19 protein-coding genes are annotated in these 17,593 nt (G+C 66.9%); 8 read left to right on the plus strand and 11 right to left on the minus strand.

Going from position 1 to position 17,593, the window contains the following annotated elements; translation table 11 throughout:
• Positions 1–140: 140 nt before the first annotated feature.
• Positions 141–1,286 carry an RsmB/NOP family class I SAM-dependent RNA methyltransferase gene (locus tag U1E69_RS18270; RefSeq protein WP_322245852.1) on the minus strand — a complete coding sequence of 382 codons (1,146 nt, stop codon included), beginning with the start codon at positions 1,284–1,286 and terminating at the stop codon, positions 141–143.
• 180 nt (positions 1,287–1,466) lie between these two features.
• Here U1E69_RS18270 and U1E69_RS18275 point away from each other — a divergent pair, with 180 nt between their 5' ends.
• Positions 1,467–1,682: a hypothetical protein gene (locus U1E69_RS18275; protein ID WP_322245853.1), complete on the plus strand. Its 216-nt coding sequence runs from the start codon at positions 1,467–1,469 to the stop codon at positions 1,680–1,682.
• On the plus strand, positions 1,673–2,737 hold the full coding sequence (locus tag U1E69_RS18280; RefSeq protein WP_322245854.1) for a zeta toxin family protein: 1,065 nt from the start codon (positions 1,673–1,675) through the stop codon (positions 2,735–2,737). Before U1E69_RS18275 ends, U1E69_RS18280 begins: the two co-directional genes overlap by 10 nt.
• Here U1E69_RS18280 and guaB read toward each other — a convergent pair.
• A complete protein-coding gene (gene guaB, locus U1E69_RS18285) occupies positions 2,722–4,170 on the minus strand; it encodes an IMP dehydrogenase (RefSeq protein ID WP_322245855.1) in 1,449 nt (482 codons plus the stop codon). The two genes, U1E69_RS18280 and guaB, sit on opposite strands and share 16 nt — an antisense overlap.
• Positions 4,171–4,315: 145 nt before the next feature.
• Here guaB and U1E69_RS18290 point away from each other — a divergent pair, with 145 nt between their 5' ends.
• Positions 4,316–5,014, plus strand: coding sequence for a type 1 glutamine amidotransferase (locus tag U1E69_RS18290; RefSeq protein ID WP_322245856.1), 699 nt, complete (start codon positions 4,316–4,318; stop codon positions 5,012–5,014).
• A gap of 139 nt (positions 5,015–5,153) precedes the next feature.
• Here U1E69_RS18290 and U1E69_RS18295 read toward each other — a convergent pair whose 3' ends face one another.
• The 3 genes from U1E69_RS18295 to U1E69_RS18305 form a co-directional block, all read right to left on the minus strand.
• Positions 5,154–6,146, minus strand: a complete 993-nt coding sequence (locus tag U1E69_RS18295; RefSeq protein ID WP_322245857.1) for a tellurium resistance protein — start codon at positions 6,144–6,146, stop codon at positions 5,154–5,156.
• Between the two features lie 102 nt (positions 6,147–6,248).
• The gene (locus tag U1E69_RS18300) at positions 6,249–7,034 is read right to left on the minus strand and encodes a phytanoyl-CoA dioxygenase family protein (RefSeq protein WP_322245858.1); all 786 of its coding nucleotides are present in this window, start codon (positions 7,032–7,034) and stop codon (positions 6,249–6,251) included.
• Between the two features lie 153 nt (positions 7,035–7,187).
• Complete coding sequence (locus tag U1E69_RS18305) at positions 7,188–7,958, minus strand: GNAT family N-acetyltransferase (protein WP_322245859.1); 771 nt, start codon at positions 7,956–7,958, stop codon at positions 7,188–7,190.
• A gap of 47 nt (positions 7,959–8,005) precedes the next feature.
• Here U1E69_RS18305 and U1E69_RS18310 point away from each other — a divergent pair, with 47 nt between their 5' ends.
• The 3 genes from U1E69_RS18310 to U1E69_RS18320 all read left to right on the plus strand — a co-directional run bounded on the left by U1E69_RS18310 (position 8,006) and on the right by U1E69_RS18320 (position 10,291).
• Positions 8,006–8,131, plus strand: a complete 126-nt coding sequence (locus tag U1E69_RS18310) for a hypothetical protein (RefSeq protein ID WP_322245860.1) — start codon at positions 8,006–8,008, stop codon at positions 8,129–8,131.
• 78 nt (positions 8,132–8,209) lie between these two features.
• Positions 8,210–9,238 (plus strand): LacI family DNA-binding transcriptional regulator, encoded by a 1,029-nt coding sequence (locus U1E69_RS18315; RefSeq protein WP_322245861.1) that lies wholly within the window; start codon positions 8,210–8,212, stop codon positions 9,236–9,238.
• A gap of 81 nt (positions 9,239–9,319) precedes the next feature.
• Positions 9,320–10,291, plus strand: coding sequence for an ROK family protein (locus U1E69_RS18320; protein ID WP_322245862.1), 972 nt, complete (start codon positions 9,320–9,322; stop codon positions 10,289–10,291).
• Between the two features lie 75 nt (positions 10,292–10,366).
• On the opposite strand, the gene U1E69_RS18325 is transcribed toward U1E69_RS18320, so the two are convergent.
• Positions 10,367–11,035 carry an alpha/beta hydrolase gene (locus U1E69_RS18325; protein ID WP_322245863.1) on the minus strand — a complete coding sequence of 223 codons (669 nt, stop codon included), beginning with the start codon at positions 11,033–11,035 and terminating at the stop codon, positions 10,367–10,369.
• Positions 11,032–11,661: a DNA-3-methyladenine glycosylase 2 family protein gene (locus tag U1E69_RS18330; protein WP_322245864.1), complete on the minus strand. Its 630-nt coding sequence runs from the start codon at positions 11,659–11,661 to the stop codon at positions 11,032–11,034. Before U1E69_RS18330 ends, U1E69_RS18325 begins: the two co-directional genes overlap by 4 nt.
• Positions 11,662–11,745: 84 nt before the next feature.
• Between U1E69_RS18330 and U1E69_RS18335 the strand changes: the two genes are divergently transcribed.
• Entirely contained in the window at positions 11,746–12,954 is a 1,209-nt protein-coding gene (locus U1E69_RS18335; RefSeq protein ID WP_322245865.1) for an MFS transporter, read from the plus strand.
• A gap of 70 nt (positions 12,955–13,024) precedes the next feature.
• Here U1E69_RS18335 and U1E69_RS18340 read toward each other — a convergent pair whose 3' ends face one another.
• From U1E69_RS18340 to cysS, 3 genes are all read right to left on the minus strand, one after another.
• Positions 13,025–13,777, minus strand: a complete 753-nt coding sequence (locus U1E69_RS18340) for a phytoene/squalene synthase family protein (RefSeq protein WP_322245866.1) — start codon at positions 13,775–13,777, stop codon at positions 13,025–13,027.
• On the minus strand, positions 13,774–15,396 hold the full coding sequence (gene cimA / locus U1E69_RS18345; RefSeq protein ID WP_322245867.1) for a citramalate synthase: 1,623 nt from the start codon (positions 15,394–15,396) through the stop codon (positions 13,774–13,776). Before cimA ends, U1E69_RS18340 begins: the two co-directional genes overlap by 4 nt.
• A 67-nt stretch (positions 15,397–15,463) precedes the next feature.
• On the minus strand, positions 15,464–16,888 hold the full coding sequence (cysS, locus tag U1E69_RS18350) for a cysteine--tRNA ligase (RefSeq protein ID WP_322245868.1): 1,425 nt from the start codon (positions 16,886–16,888) through the stop codon (positions 15,464–15,466).
• Between the two features lie 191 nt (positions 16,889–17,079).
• Here cysS and U1E69_RS18355 point away from each other — a divergent pair, with 191 nt between their 5' ends.
• Positions 17,080–17,421 carry an MmcQ/YjbR family DNA-binding protein gene (locus tag U1E69_RS18355; RefSeq protein ID WP_322245869.1) on the plus strand — a complete coding sequence of 114 codons (342 nt, stop codon included), beginning with the start codon at positions 17,080–17,082 and terminating at the stop codon, positions 17,419–17,421.
• 10 nt (positions 17,422–17,431) lie between these two features.
• Here the strand turns inward: U1E69_RS18355 and U1E69_RS22645 are convergent.
• Positions 17,432–17,593: DUF6778 family protein (locus tag U1E69_RS22645; protein WP_416200305.1), on the minus strand; the 162-nt coding region annotated here is incomplete at its 5' end.

Genomic DNA, 17,593 nt, shown 5'->3' on the forward strand with positions numbered 1-17,593 from the left:
GCGTTCAACTTGCCCATGCCCCGCCAAATCGGCCCTCCGCCCCTGCCTTGACCCGTGCCAGACTGGTTCGGACCATCGCCGGACAAGGTTAATCGACTGTTAACTTGGCCCGGAAGCACGCCCAGGTTGCGTCTGGGATGTCAGCTTCTCTGTAGAAGTGCAAGATAGAAGCCGTCGCCGCCTTGCAAGGGGGTAAAGGCGTGGTCGCGCTGCAACCGCCAGTCGGGGTGGCGGGACAGAAACGCGGCGATCTGCGCCTGATTCTCGCGCGGCAGCAGCGAACAGGTCGCATAGGCCAGCCAGCCAGAGGGTCCGACCATCGGCGCCACCCGGTCCAGGATTTCGGCCTGTATGGCCACCACCTGATCCAGCGCGGCAGGCGTCAGCCGCCACTTGCCCTCGGGGTCGCGTCGCCAGCTGCCCGAGCCGGAACAGGGAGCATCGACCAGCACCAGATCATAGGGCGCGCCTGCTTCGGGCTTCTCCGTCACCTCGACCTTCTCCCCGGCGCGCCTGGCCCGCTCGGGCAGGTCCGTCATCCGACGGGGGTTGGCATCATGCGCCCAAAGCCGCAGCTTTGCCTGCCCCGCCATCGCCAGCGTCTTGCCGCCCCCACCCGCACAATGGTCGAGGACCTTCATGCCCTCGACCAGAGGCAGCGCCTCGACCACTGCCTGTGACGAGGCATCCTGCAACTCGACCAGCCCGGTCAGATAGGCGTCCGAGGTCTGCACCTTGCGAGCATTTTCGGTCACTTCCAGCGCCGTCGCGGCCAGGGGATGCGGCACCGCCACGATCCCCTCCGCGCCAAGCGCAGCCTGAGCCGCGGCGAGGTCGGTCTTGCCCAGGTTGACCCGCAAAAAGACCGGCGCGCGCGACCGCAGCGCCGCGGCCACCGCGCCTGTGTCCGCCCCCAGGCCTTTGCGCAGCTCGGGCAGCAGCCAGCCCGGCAGATCCAGCGCCGCTTCGGCGTCCGGCTCCCGCCCGAAGTCTTCTGGCCCGGGACCTGCGGGGGCATGACCTTCGCCTGAAAACAGCGCCTCTTGCCCGGCCTCGCGCATCAGCCCCAGCACCAGCCCGCGCCCGGTCAGCCCGCCCCCCCGCGCCGCCGACGAGGCCCGCTTGCGCAGCGCGTCATAGACCAGATCGCGCACCGCCGCCCGATCGCCCGAGCCCGCAAAGCGGCTGGCCCGGCCCCAGTTGGTCAGGGCTTTCTCTGCCGGCTCGCCGGTCAGGACCCGGTCAAGCACGGCAATCGCCGCGGAAAGTCGTGCCGAAGGGGTCATCCGATTCCATCTTTCCGATTTGCGTCGCGTGATCCCCGGTTTTCCGCGTCCGGACAAGCCGGAATGCACTCTCGCGCATCCTTTGTGCAACAGTCCGACGCACACCCTGCGACAGGAGTTGACCGCTGCCATCCGGATGTATCAAGACTTCTGCATAAGTTGTTACAAAGGAACTTTGCGATGAAGAAGACCCTGACTGCGACGCTGGTGGCCGCCCTGGCCGCGCCGGCAATGGCCGGTGGCCCGGTTCTGCTGGAGGATACCGAGGTCGTGGCCGAACGCCCCACGTCGAACATCATCATTCCGCTTCTGGCGGTGGTTGCCATCGGGCTCTTGATCTCGTCCAACGATGATGATCCGGTCCCGCCGCAGCCTTGCATCAGCGTGTGCGGCTGACCAAAACGGGCAGCCAAGCCGCTGAACCGGATTGGGATGCGGTCTACCGGGATCGCATCCATCCTGCTTTTGCGGTCGGTCGCGGCGGGCAACCACAGCCCCGCTGCATCTTCGTCACAGGCCATCAGGGCAGCGGCAAATCCACCGCGCTCGACGCGCTTCTGGCCGATCTCGGGCCGCACGAAACGCAGAGGATCGTGCCCGACGACCTCGTCTTCAGTCTCGACTTGCTGCACGCGGACACCCCCGTCGCCAGGGCAGCGCTCAAAGCCTATGGGCTGACCCACTGCGCCATCCACTGCCAGCGTCTTGCCGACCACGCCGTCGCGCAGCGCTCGCACATCCTGTGGGAACGCGCGATTCCCGGCAATATCGAGCGTCTGGCGATCGCTCTGCGGCAACTGGGCTACCGGGTCGAATGTCTGGTGCTGGCCACCCCGGTCGAGGAAAGCTGGATTGGCGCGCTTGGCCGCTGCCTGACCGCCCTTGATGCGGGGGACACCCGCGCGATGCGGATCGGCTGGCCCCTGGTCGCAGAAACCGCCCTGCGCTGGCCGGTGGTTTTGGACCGGGTGGAACAGGATCTGACCTTTGACCGGATCACGATCCTCGACCGCGAGGCCGTGGTCTGTTTCGACAACCAGGTCCAGGGCCCGCCCAAGCAGCGGCAGTGGTCCGACCCCCCCTTCGCCTTTGAATCGCTGATGGTCGAACGCGCCCGTCCGCGGTCCACCGCGACCCTTGCGGCGCTTCTTGCCGACTGGGAGGCGCTGTTGCCCCGCATCACCGCCGAGGGACATTGCGCCTGGCCGCCTGCCGAGACCGAGGCTTTCGACCGCCACTTCCGCGCGCTGGTCGCCGATCCAGCCAGCCGTTTCGACCTGAACGCGCCCGACCCGGACCCCGCCGCCGCCAAAGCCTGGATCGCGCGCCTCAGCGCCGACCTTGCCGCCGTCCAAGCCAGCCCCGAGGTCAAGGCGCGGCAAGATCTTGCCCCGCGCAGCCAGCGACTTTTGCAGCTGGTCAGCCGGATTGCCGGTCAGCCGACCCGGTAGTTCGGGCTTTCCCGCGTGATCTGCACATCGTGGACATGGCTTTCCTTCAGCCCCGCCCCGGTGATCCGCACGAACTGGCACTGCGTCCGCATCTCGGCCACCGTGGCACAGCCGGTGTAGCCCATCGCCGCCCGCAGGCCCCCGACCATCTGGTGAATGACCGCCGCCGCACTGCCCTTGTAGGGCACCTGCCCCTCGATCCCCTCGGGCACCAGCTTGTCGCTGGCCGCGTCCTTCTGGAAATACCGGTCGGCACTGCCCCGCGCCATCGCGCCCAAGGACCCCATCCCCCGGTAGGCCTTGAACGACCGCCCGTTCCACAGGATCACCTCGCCTGGGCTTTCATCCGTTCCCGCAATTGCCGACCCCACCATCGCACAGGACGCCCCCGCCGCGATGGCCTTGGCGAAATCGCCGGAGTACTTGATCCCGCCATCCGCGATCACCGGCACATCGCCCGCCGCGCGGCCTGCATCCATGATCGCGGTCAGCTGCGGCACACCCACGCCGGCGACGATCCGCGTCGTGCAGATGCTGCCCGGCCCGATCCCCACCTTCACCGCATCCGCACCCGCCCCGATCAGCGCCCGCGTCGCCTCGCCGGTGGCGACGTTCCCGGCCACGACCTGCACCGTGTTCGACAACCGCTTGATCCGCTCCACCGCCCGGGCCACCCCTTCGCTGTGTCCATGCGCCGTGTCGATCACCACCAGATCCACGCCCGCGTCGATCAGCGCCTGGCTCCGGTCGAACCCCGCATCCCCCACCGTGGACGCCGCCGCGACGCGCAGCCGCCCCAGCTCATCCTTGCAGGCCTGCGGGTTCAGCACCGACTTCTCGGTGTCCTTCAGCGTCAGAAGGCCGGTCAGCTTGCCCTGCCCGTCCGTGACCAGCAGCTTCTCGATCCGCCGCGCCTTCATGAGGGAAATCGCCTCGGCCCGGTCCACCGGTTCCCGCAGGACCGCCAGGTTGTCCGAGGTCATCATCACCCGCACCGGCGTCTTGTCGTCGCTGGCAAAGCGCATGTCCCGGTTGGTCACGATCCCCAGAACCCGGCCCAAGTCGTCCACGACCGGGAAGCCGGTGATCGAATACCGCTCCATCAGCACCTTGGCATCGGCCAGGGTCTGGTCGGGCGTCAGCGTGATCGGCTGATACACCACCCCGCTTTCAAAGCGCTTGACCCGTCGCACTTCCCGCGCCTGCGCCTCGGGGTCAAGGTTGCGGTGGATCACCCCGATCCCGCCGGCCTGCGCCATGGCAATCGCCATCCGGCCTTCGGTCACCGTGTCCATCGCGCTGGACAAGAGCGGGATGTTCATCCGGATCGACTGGGTCACCCAGGTCGACGTATCCGCATCCGACGGCAGGACGCTGGATGCCGCAGGCACCAGAAGCACGTCATCAAAGGTGAGAGCCTCACGAATCTCCATGGGTTTTCCCTCCGGGAGCAAGCCTCGTTTGGCGGTTCCCCTTTTCACGGCGCTTGGCGCAATGCAAGGCCAAATCCGTCGGCCACCATGCCCCTTGCAGCCACCGCCGACCCATGCAGATTACCAGGGCAGCAAAGGACATCCCATGCGCGTCGCCATTGTCGAGAACACCCGGATCACCCACCACGGCCAAGTCGGCGTGGCGCTGCACGAAAGGGCCGCGCTGATCGACCAGTGGCGACCCTGGGCCGACAACCTGCTGCCCACCACCGACGCGGCCGACGCCCTTGTCGTCTTCGGCGGCGAACAGGCGGCGACGGATGATCACACCCATCCCTACCTCCCCGCTCTTGCCGACCTGATGGCCGCCTACACCGCCACAGGCAAACCCGTCCTTGGCATCTGCCTCGGCTCTCAGCTTCTCGCCCGCGCCTTCGGGGCGGAAAACCATCTCGGCACCGCGCCAGAGTTCGGTTGGGTCGATGTCAGCCTCACGGATGCAGGCCGCGCCGATCCGGTCCTGTCACAGGTGCCCCAGACCTTCCCGATCTTCCAGTGGCACTCCGACACCTTCACGCTGCCCGAAGGTGCGGTGCATCTGGCCCACAGCGCCACGGCCGCACACCAGGCCTTTCGCATCGGACGCGCCACCTATGGCACCCAGTTCCATTTCGAGGCGAGCCGCAGCGTGGTCCAGGACTGGACCCGGACCTTCCCCGACCTGACCGAGCGGATGTCCCCCGGCTGGACCCGGACCCACCCTGACCTGGCCCGCACCCGGGGTGCACTGGCCGACGCCCACGGCCTCGCCCTCGCCCGCGCCTGGGTCGGGCTTGTCGGCTGACCAGCCCTTTCACCTGGCTCCAAATATCCTCCGGGGGGTTGGGGGTGGAAAACCCCCAAGGTTTCCCCACAGGACAAGGCTCGCCCAAGTAAGCGCTTCCCTCTCCCCATCGGGGGAGAGGGCCAGGGTGAGGGGGGCGTCACGCCTCGGCGGCGTTGGTCACCGCTGCAAGCTTGCCCCCCGGCCAGCGTTTCAGCACCCACCAGGCAATCGCCGGGATCACCGCCAGACCGACCGCCGCCAGCACCAGTCCGGCCACGTTCCACGGGCCACCCACCACCAGCATCGCTGTCGCCAGCGCCGCCAGCGGAAAGGTGAACGCGCCCCACAGCGGGCTTGGGCCTGAGGCCGCGACCCACCGCGCCGCGACCGCAAGCACTGCGGCCAGACCTGCCCCAAGGACCACGAACACCCCCGCCAGCACCGGCATCCCAAGCAGCGCAGCCACTGTCGCCAAGAGCGCCGCCGGGGCGACATGGATCGCCAGCAAGGGCCGCAGCGGCGCGGGCGGCACCTGGCGCAGGAACTGCAGCGCGCTCAACCCCCAGATCACCAGCGCGACCGGCAAGGTGGTCCAGAACAAGGCCACCGCCAACCAGCCCCACCCCGTCGCCAGCGCGGCGGGAGCCGCGACGATGAAGCCGACGAAGCTCAGGTGCCAGGTCGGATTGACCTCGCGGCCGGGCGGCGGCAGCGACAGCATGAGCCGGACCAGTTGCACCGCCAGCGCCAGGTGACCCAGCAGCGCCATGACCATCAGCGCCCAGGCCGTCTCGGGGACAAAGGGGGCGATCAGCGCGGCCGCAGCCATGCCGCCCATTGTCAACGCAGCCAGCCCCGACCGGCCCGGCAGGACCCGCAGGTCCTCGACCACCACCCCTGACCGCCGTCCGATCTTGGCCAGATAGGCAACCGCCGCAAAGAGCCACAGGCCCACGGCAATCCCCGCCAGCAGGTCCGCCGGTCCCTGGTCCAGCCCCAGCCGCGCCAGGGCAATCCGCAGCGCAATCACCAGCCCCAGAAGCCCCAGGATCGACGGGAAGATCGCCGGCGGCGTCTTTGCGAACATCGCTGGTCGCCGCGCCGGAAACTCGGGCGGGGGATAGCGCTTGGGGCGCGGCTCACGGGTCATGCAACACTCCTGACGGCGATGGACAGGGTGAACCTATCACAAATGCCCGCGCCCAAGTCCTTGATCCTGCTCAACCCGGACGCCTGGTCCTGCGTGGGCGCCTCACCCGCGCAGGACCGGAAACCAGTCCTCGCGCAGCCGTTGCCCGGCCTCCATCCCATGCCCCGGAAACGGCGGCGAGGTCGGCCCCGGACGCTCGACATACCGGGCATCCTCGCCCACCAGCCGCAACGAGAACGCCCGCCGCCGGTTCCGGGTCGTGTTCCCGCGCGCCCCGTGCAAGGTGCGGAAGTTGAAGGCTACGGCATCGCCGGGCTCCATCTCCCATTCCCGGATTTCCATCGCCTCGGCCTCGGGGTCCGGAACGGGCATATAGTCGTCCTCGCCCGGATAGAAATTCGTCTCGCTCATCCACCGTGTCGGGAGCACGTCCTTGGCCCAAAGATGCGACCCCGCCACACAGCGCAAGGCCGCCTCCCTCACCGGGTCCAAGGGTGACCAGAAGCTGACCGTCTGCCGCCCCTCGACGAAGTAGTAAGGCCCGTCCGTGTGCCAGGGCGTCGGCTTCGTCGTGCCGGGTTCCTTCACCAGCACATGATCGTGGAACATCTGCACCCGGTCCGATTGCATCAGCTTCGCAGCCACCTCGGCCACCCCCGACTGCCGGATCACCGCGCCGAATTCGGGCACCTTCTGCCAGTTGCAGTAGTCGTCGAAGAAGTACCCGGGCTCGCCAGGCTTCAGCGTCGCCATCTGATGCGTCGGCGCCGCCATATTCCGCGCAACACCCGCCCGCAGCATCTCGACCCAATCGGCCCAAAGCCCCTTCACCAGCACAACTCCGTCGCGCTGATAGGCCTGAATCATCTCGTCCGTCACCGTGACCATGCGACACCTCCCCGTCGGCCCCACCCTGCCGCGCGGGCATCAGGGGTGCAAGGCCCGACAAAGGGGTGCCCCCCCTCTCCCCCGGGGGGGAGAGGGGCTGGGGGTGAGGGGAAGTCCGCGGGGAGGTGAGGGGAAGTCCGCACGGATAGGACGTCACGGCACGACCAGGCAGGTCGCGCCCAACCGCCGCAGATGCGCCCCGGTGCCCAGCTTGAACCGCGCCAGCCCCGGGGCCGCTTCTGTATCGACCAAGCCGAGGTCAAGCCAGCGCACCCCTTCGGCGCGCAAGGCCTCGGCCGCGCGCATCAGCATCACTCCATGCACGCCCGCAGCCTTGGCAGCTTGCGATGCCCAGCCCAGGTGATAGGTGGCCGATCGGCCATGCACGACGAAGGCCATTCCCGCGCCGAAGGCCCCGGCCTGCCGCCACTCCCACAGCCGCAGGGCGCCGTCGGGAAGCGCCCGCGAAAACCCCTCCGGCAGCGCCCGATAGCCCCGCTGCCGGCGCTGAGCGCCCTCGGCCGCCAGCAAAGCCTCCAGCACCGCCTGGCCACCGCGCCGGACCCGGACCCCGGACTGCTCTGCCGCGACCAGCCGGTTGCGCCATTTGCCGGAAAGTCCCGCCCGCAGGTCTTCGCCCAGCGACCACACCGCGTGGTGCATTGGCGTGACCAGTGGCACCAGGCCGAAGCCCGCAACCGCATCCTCGGGCGTCACCACCGTCGCCCCCGGCCAGCGCGCGAGCTGCCGCAGCCCCGCCCGGTCCAGCCCGCCCACGCGCGAGATCAGCCGCAGCGGACCCCGCTCGACCGCCAGCACGCCGTCCAGCCAGCGCACCCGCGCACCACAGGACGCGACGGCCGCCGCATAGACGGCACTTTGTTGCAACGGCACGTAGGCCGCGGTTTCACCGCAATCGAACATGGGGCCCATTAACGACGATGAAACCTTTCCATGCCCTTAATGCCCGGATGAAACGTGTCTCGCTTCGCAAGACTCCGGCCCCGACTCCGCGGCTTACCCTCTGGGTTCCCGCCAGCATCGCGCTTGCGCTCTCGTTTGCCTGGCTTGGCCTTCTGGCGCTCATCCGGCTTTAGCCCGCGTTAATCTTTGACGCCCCCGGCCCCCGCGGCTATGGTCCCCCGGTCCCAGCCGTATTGAGTAGCCGCCCCGCGATGAACCTGAAGGAACTCGCCCAGAAGCTCGGCCTGTCGCCGACGACGGTTTCGCGCGCGCTGAACGGCTACCCCGAGGTCAACGAGGCGACCCGCGAACGGGTCATGACGGCGGCCAAGGAACACAACTACCACCCGAACGCCCGCGCCATCCGCCTGGCCACGGGCCGCGCGATGGCCGTCGGACACGTCATCCCGATCGCCACCCGTCATGAGATCGTGAATCCCGTCTTCGCCGATTTCATCGCCGGGGCCGGCGAGACCTACAGCCGCAACGATTACGACATGCTTCTGTCCGTCGTCCCGGACGAGGACGAGGCACAGACCTACCGCGCGATGAAGGTGAAGGGGAACGTCGACGGCGTCATTGTCCACTCGCCACGCGAAAACGACCCCCGCATCCCGCTGCTGATTGAGATCGGCCTGCCCTTCGTCGTCCACGGCCGTGCCACCGGCACTACGGCACCCTATTCCTGGCTGGACGTGAACAACCGCCGCGCCTTCCTGCGGGCGACGGACTATCTTCTTGACCTGGGCCACCGCCACGTCGCCCTGATCAATGGTCTGGAATACATGGACTTCGCCATCCGCCGCCGCCGTGGCTATGTCGAGGCACTGGAGGCGCGCGGGGTGAAACCCGACCCGATGCTGATGTCTTCCGACGAGATGAGCGAGGTCGCAGGCTTTCGCGCCGCCCAGCGGATGCTGGCCCTGCCGCAGGCGCCGACCGCTTTCCTTGCGGCCTCGATGATCTCTGGCATGGGCGTGCGCCGTGCCATCGAAGCGGCCGGGCTGGTCCTGGGCCGTGACGTGTCGCTGATCGTCTTCGACGACGATCTCAGCTACATGAAGAATGGCGAGGGCACGCCGATCTTTACCGCCATGCGTTCCTCGGTCCGCGAGGCGGGCAAGCTGGTGGCCGAGCTTCTGCTGGACCGCATCGCCAACCCCGACCAGCCCCCCGCCGAGCAACTCCTGGAAGCCGAACTGGTCGAGGGCACCTCCACTGGCCCCGCACCGAAACGCTGATCCGAAGCGCTTTCAAACCACTGGCGCGGCCCGGCGTTTCCCCGTATCACCGACCTGCCTCATGACAGACGGACCGGCCCCATGACCCTTGCGATCCTTGCCGATATCGGCGGCACCAACACCCGCGTGGCCCTGGCCGAAGGCACTTCGGTGAAGCTCGAGTCGATCCGCCGCTTTCCGAACGCCGACTATCAGGCGCGCGGCCAGGATATCGCTCAGGTCCTGCGCGACTACCTTGACCAGACCGGGGCCTCGGTCAGCGGAGTCTGCGTCGCTGCAGCGGGTCCGGTGCAGGATGGTGTGGCCGAGATGACGAACCTTTCCTGGGTGATCGACGCTGCCAAGCTGTCCGGTGCCACCGGGGCCACCCGCGTGGCGATCCTGAACGACCTTCAGGCCCAGGGTCAGGCCCTGGGTCACATCGCGCCGGGGAACCTGCGCCGGGTTATCGACGGTCCGCAGGCGCAAGGCTCCATGCTGGTCGTGGGCCTTGGCACCGGCGTCAACGCCGCCCCCGTGCACCCCGCGCCCAAGGGCCGCGTCGTCCCGCCCTCGGAATGTGGCCACGTCAACATGCCGGTGCGGACCGAGGAAGACTTCCAGCTGATCCGTTTCATCGAACAGAAACTGAAAGCCGAAGGCGATGTCCCCCATGCCGGGGTCGAGGAAGTCCTGGCCGGTCGCGGCCTTGCCAACCTGCACGCTTTCGCCGCCTATGCCGCGGGCCACCCCTCCAGCCTCACTTCGGCCGAGGTCCTTGCCGCGCTTGACGCCGGGGACGCCACCGCCGCCCACGCCGCCCGGCTTTATGTCCACATCCTGGGCCAGATGCTTGCCGATCTTGCGCTGATCCACCTGCCCTACGGCGGGATCTACCTCATCGGCGGCATGTCCCGCGCGATGACGCCGCATTTCGCCCGCTTCGGGCTGGAAAAGTCCTTCCGAGAGCCGCGGCGTGTGGACCTGCTGCAAAAGGACTTCTCGGTCACCGTGGTCGAGGATGACTATGCCGCCCTCACCGGCTGCGCGGTTTATCTCGAGGCTGTCGGATGAAATATTTATCCCAAGGAAGCAACAGGATATGCCGTGTTCCTCATCCGACCGTAAGTGGCGTATATACACGCGGCGCTAGCGTCCGATCCCCAACCGTTCGCGGATGAACTGCAGCGCCACGCCCAGACCGTCAGGGGAAATTCCGTGGCCCGTGCCTTCCATGATGTGCCCATAGGTCGGAAATCCCGCCTTCGTCAGCGCATCGCCCGCCTTGGACATGTCCGAAAACGGCACCACCGGGTCCTGGTCGCCGTGGATCAACAAGACTGGTGGTTTCACCCGTGTCTCCGCCGCCAGCACCTCGGGCCGCAAAAGCCGCCCCGAGATCGCAACGACGCCACCCACCTCCCGGTCCCGGCGCGGCGCCACGTGCATCGCCATCATCGCGCCCTGGCTGAAGCCGACCAGCACCATCCGGTCCGGCGACAGACCCTCGTCGGCCAGCATCCGGTCCAGAAAGCCGTTGAGGTCGTTGGTGGCCGCCTCGAGCCCCGCATCCGCCGCCGCCTGGGGTGATCCGTCCAGCCAGGGGATCGGGAACCACTGATAGCCGAACCCACCCCCCACACAGCGTTCGGGGGCGTCGGGGGCGACGTAAGCCACGCCAGGCAAGTGCTGCGCCATCGGGTCGGCCAAGCCCAGAAGGTCATTGCCGTCCGCGCCATAGCCGTGCAGAAACACAACCAGACCAAGGGTTTGACCCTTCTCGGCCCCGGCCCGGCCGAAACGCAACTCCCGCATCACTGAACCCCTTCCCGATCCTTTGCCACCCGGTAGTAGGCCCAAAGAATTCGCGCCGCAACCGACCTCCAGGGCGACCACTTCTCGGCCATCGCCCGCAGCTGTTTCTCTGAAGGCCGTGCCTCCAGGCTGAACAGCACCCGGGCCGCTTCCTGCAGCGCCAGATCGCCGGGAGCGAACACATCCGCCCGCCCCAGCGCAAACATCGCATAGATCTCTGCCGTCCAGACGCCAATACCCGGCACCGCGACCAGGGTTTTCACAACATCCGCATCAGGAACGACCCGCAACGCATTGAAATCAATACCCGACCGTGCCAGCGCTCGCCCATACCGCGTTTTCTGGCGCGACAATCCCGCCGCCCGCAAGTCGTCGTCGGACGCCCCCGCCATTGCTGCGGCCTCGGTCAGCCCCAACCCCTCCAGCCGCCCCCAGATCGCCCGTGCCGACGCGACCGAGACCTGCTGCCCCACAATGGCCCGCAGCAGGGCTGGAAAACCGTCCTCCTCGCGCCGCAAGGGCAGTTCCCCGACCAAAGGCAGCGCCCGCGCAAAGGCTGGCTCGCGGCGCGCAAGCCAGTCGGCCCCTTCCGCAACGCAGTCCAGCGAATGAATGATCCGACCCACCATGTCTCATCTTTGCCCAAATATCCGCGCGGAAGGCAACCGACATCTCCCCTTGCCGTTCGGCCGCAAGGCTCCTACCGATAGCCCATGACCAACGACTCTGCCGCCCGCCGGAATGTTCTTGTCCTTGTCGCCGCCCAGGCCATCCTCGGCGCACAGCTGCCGATGATCTTCACCATCGCGGGTCTGGCGGGATCGTCGCTGGCCCCGAACGTCTGCTGGGCCACGCTGCCGATCACGATGATGGTCATCGGCTCGATGCTGACCGCGACACCCCTGTCGATGCTGATGCAGCGCTTTGGCCGCCGCGCCGGGTTCTTCTTTGGTGCCGCCGGGGGGGCAACCGGGGCCGCCATCGGTGCCTACGGACTTTCCACCAGTAGCTTCACCCTCTTCTGCATCGGCGCGCTGATTTCCGGCATCTATATGTCGGCGAACGGTTTTTACCGCTTCGCTGCCGTCGACACCGCCTCGGAAGCCTTCCGCCCCAAGGCCATCTCCTGGGTGATGGCGGGGGGCCTGCTTTCCGCCGTCGTCGGCCCGCAACTGGTGAAAGTCACCGCAGACGAGATGGCGGTGCCGTTCCTTGGCTCTTACCTTGCGGTCATCGTCCTCAACCTGGTCGGGTCCTTCCTGTTCCTCGCGCTGGACATTCCCAAGCCGAAGCCACCCGCCGAGGGCAGCCCCCTTGGTCGCAGCCGGGCCGAGCTGATCCGGAACCCGACCATCCTGGTCGCGATGATCTGCGCCACCGTCTCTTACGCGCTGATGAACCTGGTGATGACCTCGTCGCCACTGGCGGTCGTGGGCTGCGGCTTTGACAAGGGCAATGCCGCCGACGTGGTGACCGCCCATGTCCTTGCGATGTATGCGCCCAGCTTCTTTACCGGCCACATGATCGCCCGTTTCGGGACCGAGCGGATCATTGCCCTTGGCCTGACCATCCTTGCCGCCGCAGGGGCCGTGGCGATGGCGGGGGTGCAACTTGAGAATTTCTTTGCCGCGCTGATCCTGCTGGGCCTGGGCTGGAACTTCGGTTTCATCGGAGCCACGACGATGCTGACCTCGGCCCAACGCCCCGAGGAACGCGGCCGCCTGCAGGGCCTGAACGACCTGGTGGTTTTTGGCGGTGTGACTATGGCCAGCTTCTCGTCGGGTGGGCTGATGAACTGCTCGGGCGGCTCGGTCCAGGCGGGCTGGCAGATGGTCAATCTCGCGATGCTTCCGTTCCTGATCCTGGCCGGTGGCGCGCTGATCTGGCTTTGGCTGCGGCCGCAAGAGACCCGGCGGGCCTGACCGAACGCTCTTCGTCGCATTTCATGCGCTCATCGCTTGCGACGAGAAGCCGAAGGCGCACGAGGAGCCGCTACCATTGCCCCCGAAAGGCCTGCCAAAGAAGGCCCCACCGCTTTCGCGCCTCGGAAAGCTCGGGTGAAGATCGCCCTGCAACGACTTGACGTAAAAGACCTTCCGTCTGCCATCCAGCCAAAAGTGCGGCTCCCACGCCCTTGGGCACAAGCTTTCGTGCCGCCCGCGCCGCAGCCAACCTGCCCAATCCCAGTTCGGCAAGGTCCTGCACCGTGACGCTCTCTGGCAACGGCTGCCGTCCGCGCGCCTCCAGTTCCGGCACAGCGCGTATATACATCGCCGCCGCAGCGGACCAGCCAAAGGCCCGCACCGGAGCTTCTGCCGCATCCGGTGCCCCCAGCGCGCGGGCTGCCAGCCACATCAGCCCCGCGCCGGTGTCCTCCAGATAGGCGGACAGCGCCTCGGCCCCGTCATGCGGCGCGCGGTGGATATCCCAGCGGCGCGCAGCGATCAGGCGGTCCATCACCGCCACCGGCAGGCCGAAATCGCGGATCAGATCGTGTAGCGGTGCGGCCACCTCATGCGCCCGCGCCGCACCCGAGGCGGCATTCTCCACCACGTCCCGCCACCACTGCAGCCGCATCTCGGCAATCAGCGGTTCCTGCGTGACCCAAGGGGCGCGTGCGACTTCCAGGTTGAAGGCATACAAGGGAAACAGCTGCGCGCGGGCCTCGACTGGCGCGGCCATCACGGCACGAAACCGGTCCGGGTCGCCGCGCTGAACCAGCTCGGCGCAGGCCGCGACCGTCACTGCGGCGCCCCGAAGTCGCGGATCAGCTTCCACTGGATCGCGTCCAGAAGCGCCTCGAACGACGCATCCACGATGTTCGCGCTGACCCCCACGGTGGACCAGCGGCGGCCCTGCCCGTCCTCGCTGTCGATGATGACCCGGGTCACCGCTTCGGTCCCGCCATTGGTGATGCGGACCTTGAAATCCACCAGCTTCATGTCGTCGATACAGGCCTGATACGGCCCCAGATCCTTGCCCAGGGCCTTGGCCAGCGCGTTCACCGGCCCGCGGTCCGACCCGGCCTCGTCCATGCTGTCCGAAACCGACATCATCTTCTGGTCGCCGATCTTGACCACCACAACCGCTTCGGAAAGCGAGATCATCCGGTCGTACTTGTTCTTCCGCCGCTCGACCGTGACCCGGTAGCGCTTGACCTCGAAGAACTCCGGGCACAGGCCCAGCTCGCGCCGGGCGACCAGCTCGAACGAGGCCTGCGCACCGTCATAGGCATAACCCTGATCCTCGCGGTCCTTTACCACCTCGATGATCCGGCCCAGACGCGGGTCCTTCGGGTCGATGGCGATCCCCGCCGCCTCCAGCCGCGCGCGCAGGTTCGACTGCCCGGCCTGGTTCGACATCGGGATGACGCGTTCGTTGCCGACCAGAACCGGGTCGATGTGTTCGTAGGTCGTGGGGTCCTTCAGGATCGCGCTGGCGTGAAGCCCCGCCTTGTGGGCAAAGGCCGAAGCACCGACGTAGGGGGCCGACCGCAGCGGGACCCGGTTCAGGATGTCGTCCAGCATCCGGCTGGTCTTCAGAAGGCCTGCAAGCGCCTGGTGCGTGACCCCCGTTTCAAGCTTGCTGGCATAGGGCTCCTTCAGAAGCAGCGTCGGGATCAGAGTCGTGAGGTTCGCGTTGCCACAGCGCTCTCCCAGCCCATTCAGTGTGCCCTGGATCTGACGCGCCCCGGCTTCGACGGCAGCAAGGGAATTGGCGACAGCGTTGCCAGTGTCGTCATGACAATGGATGCCCAGCCGGTCGCCGGGGATGCCAGCCGCGATGACCTCGGCCGTGATGCGGCCCACCTCCAAGGGCAGCGTGCCGCCATTGGTGTCGCACAGGACGATCCAGCGGGCACCGGCGTCGAGGGCTGCGTGCAGGCAGGACAGCGCGTAGCCCGGATTGGCGCGGTAGCCGTCGAAAAAGTGCTCGGCATCGAACAGGGCTTCGCGGCCCTTGGCGACGAGGTGGCGGATCGAGGACGCAATGGCCTCGCGGTTCTCGTCAAGGGTGACGTTCAGCGCGGTCGTGACGTGGAAATCATGGGTCTTGCCGACCAGACAGACGGCGGGCGTATTCGCGTTCAGGACGGCGGCGAGGACGTCGTCATTCTCGGCCGAGCGGCCCACGCGGCGGGTCATGCCGAAGGCGGTAAGGGTGGACCTCAAGGCCGGGGGGGCCGCGAAGAACTCGGAGTCGGTTGGGTTTGCACCGGGCCAGCCGCCCTCGATGTAGTCGACCCCAAGGGTGTCGAGGGCCGCTGCGATCTGCTGCTTCTCGGCCGTCGAAAACTGGACGCCCTGCGTTTGCTGTCCGTCGCGCAAGGTGGTGTCAAAGAGGAAGAGGCGCTCGCGGGTCATCGGGGACAAAATCCTTGAGCAAGGATTTTGGCAAATTTCTTACTCAAGAAATTTATGGTGTGTCCGGTCACTGGAGTGCCTCCAGCTTGGCCGGGTCGAAGTTGGGGCCGGGCAGCAGTTCCACTCCCGCCTTGGACATCCGAACCTCAACCCCGGCAGCAGCCAGAGCGGATTTGAGCGCATCGACGGCGGAGAAGTCCTTCGAGGCCATCGCGGCGACACGTACTGCAGCAAGCCTTTCGGTCATTCCGCTCAATCCAGTTGCGGAGGCTGCCAGCATTGCCCTGCGTGACTCGAAACGTTCAAACGGAAGCAAACCAATGAAGTCGAGTGTGGCCACCAGTTCGTTCCAACGTGCATTTCCCAGAAGCCGGTCAATTTCCGTAAGCGCCAGGTGGGTGTTAAGGTCGTCGGCAAGCGCTTCGACTACTTCGTGCGCGGGCCCGACTTGTCGCGCCTTGTCCAAATCTGCAAATCGCTCACCCAAGGCAAGGTAGTCTTCAAGCTTGGTCGCAGCGGCAACATGCTTCTCTGCCGTCCAGTCCATCGGGCTGCGGTAATGCGTCATCATCAGAACAAATCGGATCACCTCGCCCGGTATCCCCTGATCCAGCAAATCCCGCACCGTGAAGAAATTCCCCAGGCTCTTGGACATCTTCTTGCCCTCGACCTGCAGCATCTCGTTGTGCAGCCAATAGTGCGCGAAGTCGCCGTGCGGGTGGGCGCAGGCGGATTGGGCGATCTCGTTTTCGTGGTGCGGGAATTGCAGGTCCAGCCCGCCGCCGTGGATGTCGAAGCTTTCGCCCAGCAACTCATGCGCCATCGCGCTGCACTCGATATGCCAGCCCGGACGCCCCTTGCCCCAGGGGGAGGCCCAACCCGGCTCCTCGCCCGAGGACGGCTTCCAAAGGACGAAATCCATCGGGTCTTCCTTGAAGGGTGCGACCTCGACCCGCGCGCCCGCGATCATGTCGTCCACCGACCGGCCCGACAGTTTGCCGTAGTCCTTGTAGCTGCGCACGCGGAACAGCACATGTCCCTCCACGGCATATGCATTGCCCGTGTCGATCAGCCCTTCGGTCATCGCGATCATCTGGCCAATGAATTCCGTGGCGCGCGGCTCGTGGTTCGGCCGCAAGGCCCCCAGGGCGTCCATGTCGGCGTGATACCAGGCGATGGTTTCCTCGGTCCGCTGGTGGATCAGGTCCTCCAGCGAGCCCGGAGACCCGGCCTTCTGGCGACGCAAGGCCTCGGCGTTGATCTTGTCGTCGACGTCGGTGAAGTTGCGGACATAGGTCACATGGTCCGGCCCGTAGACGTGGCGGAGCAGGCGGTAAAGCGTGTCGAACACCACCACGGGACGGGCGTTGCCCAGATGCGCGCGGTCATAAACGGTAGGGCCGCAGACATACATCCGCACGTTGGACGGGTCGATCGGCTGGAAATCCTCTTTCCGGCGCGTCTTCGAGTTGGTCAGGCGGATCGTCACCATGTCAGTCCCTCAAGCAGCCGTTCTTCAGCGCGGCAGTCCCGCGCGGGGTGGCTTTTCAATCCGAAGGGGAATGACGAAGCGCCCGCGCGACCGAAGTCAGCGGGTAATGCAGCAGATGCGGATGTTGCGCAATGTCGTCATGGGTGCGAGGCATACATCACCCACCCCCGCGCCGCCAAGGGAATTCCGCCATGCAGGACCGCGCCTTTGTCAACGCCGTCTGCGCCCGCTTTCCGGGGGCCGAAGTCAGCCAGCCTTTCGGTCCTGACCATGATTGCTGGAAGGTCGGGGGCAAGATGTTTGCCATCATCGGCCAGATGGGCGACGGGGTGTCCGTGAAAACCGACCATGCGGAAACCGCGCGGCTTCTGATCGAGACGGGACGTGCGATCCGCGCGCCCTACCTGCATGCCTCCTGGGCGCGCATCCCGTTCGGGCTGGTGCCAGAGGACGAGCTGCGCGAGCGCATTGCCACCTCTTATGCGCTGATCCGGGCGGGTCTGCCCCGGAAGGTGCAGGCCGCGCTTGGGTGAGCCACCCGTGTCAGTTCCCCTGGCGGCTGAAGCTGCCGCGTACATCGGGACCAAGGCCCAACCAGCCCGCCACGGTCTTGGCGACATGGGCGGTGATCATCGACTTCTGGCTTTGCCCCTTGCGCCGCGCTTCCCGCATGGCCTTGCCCGAAGGGGCTGGAAGTTCGGCCCG

Origin of the sequence: Tabrizicola sp. (assembly GCF_034366665.1) — a bacterium.
GTDB lineage: Bacteria > Pseudomonadota > Alphaproteobacteria > Rhodobacterales > Rhodobacteraceae > Tabrizicola.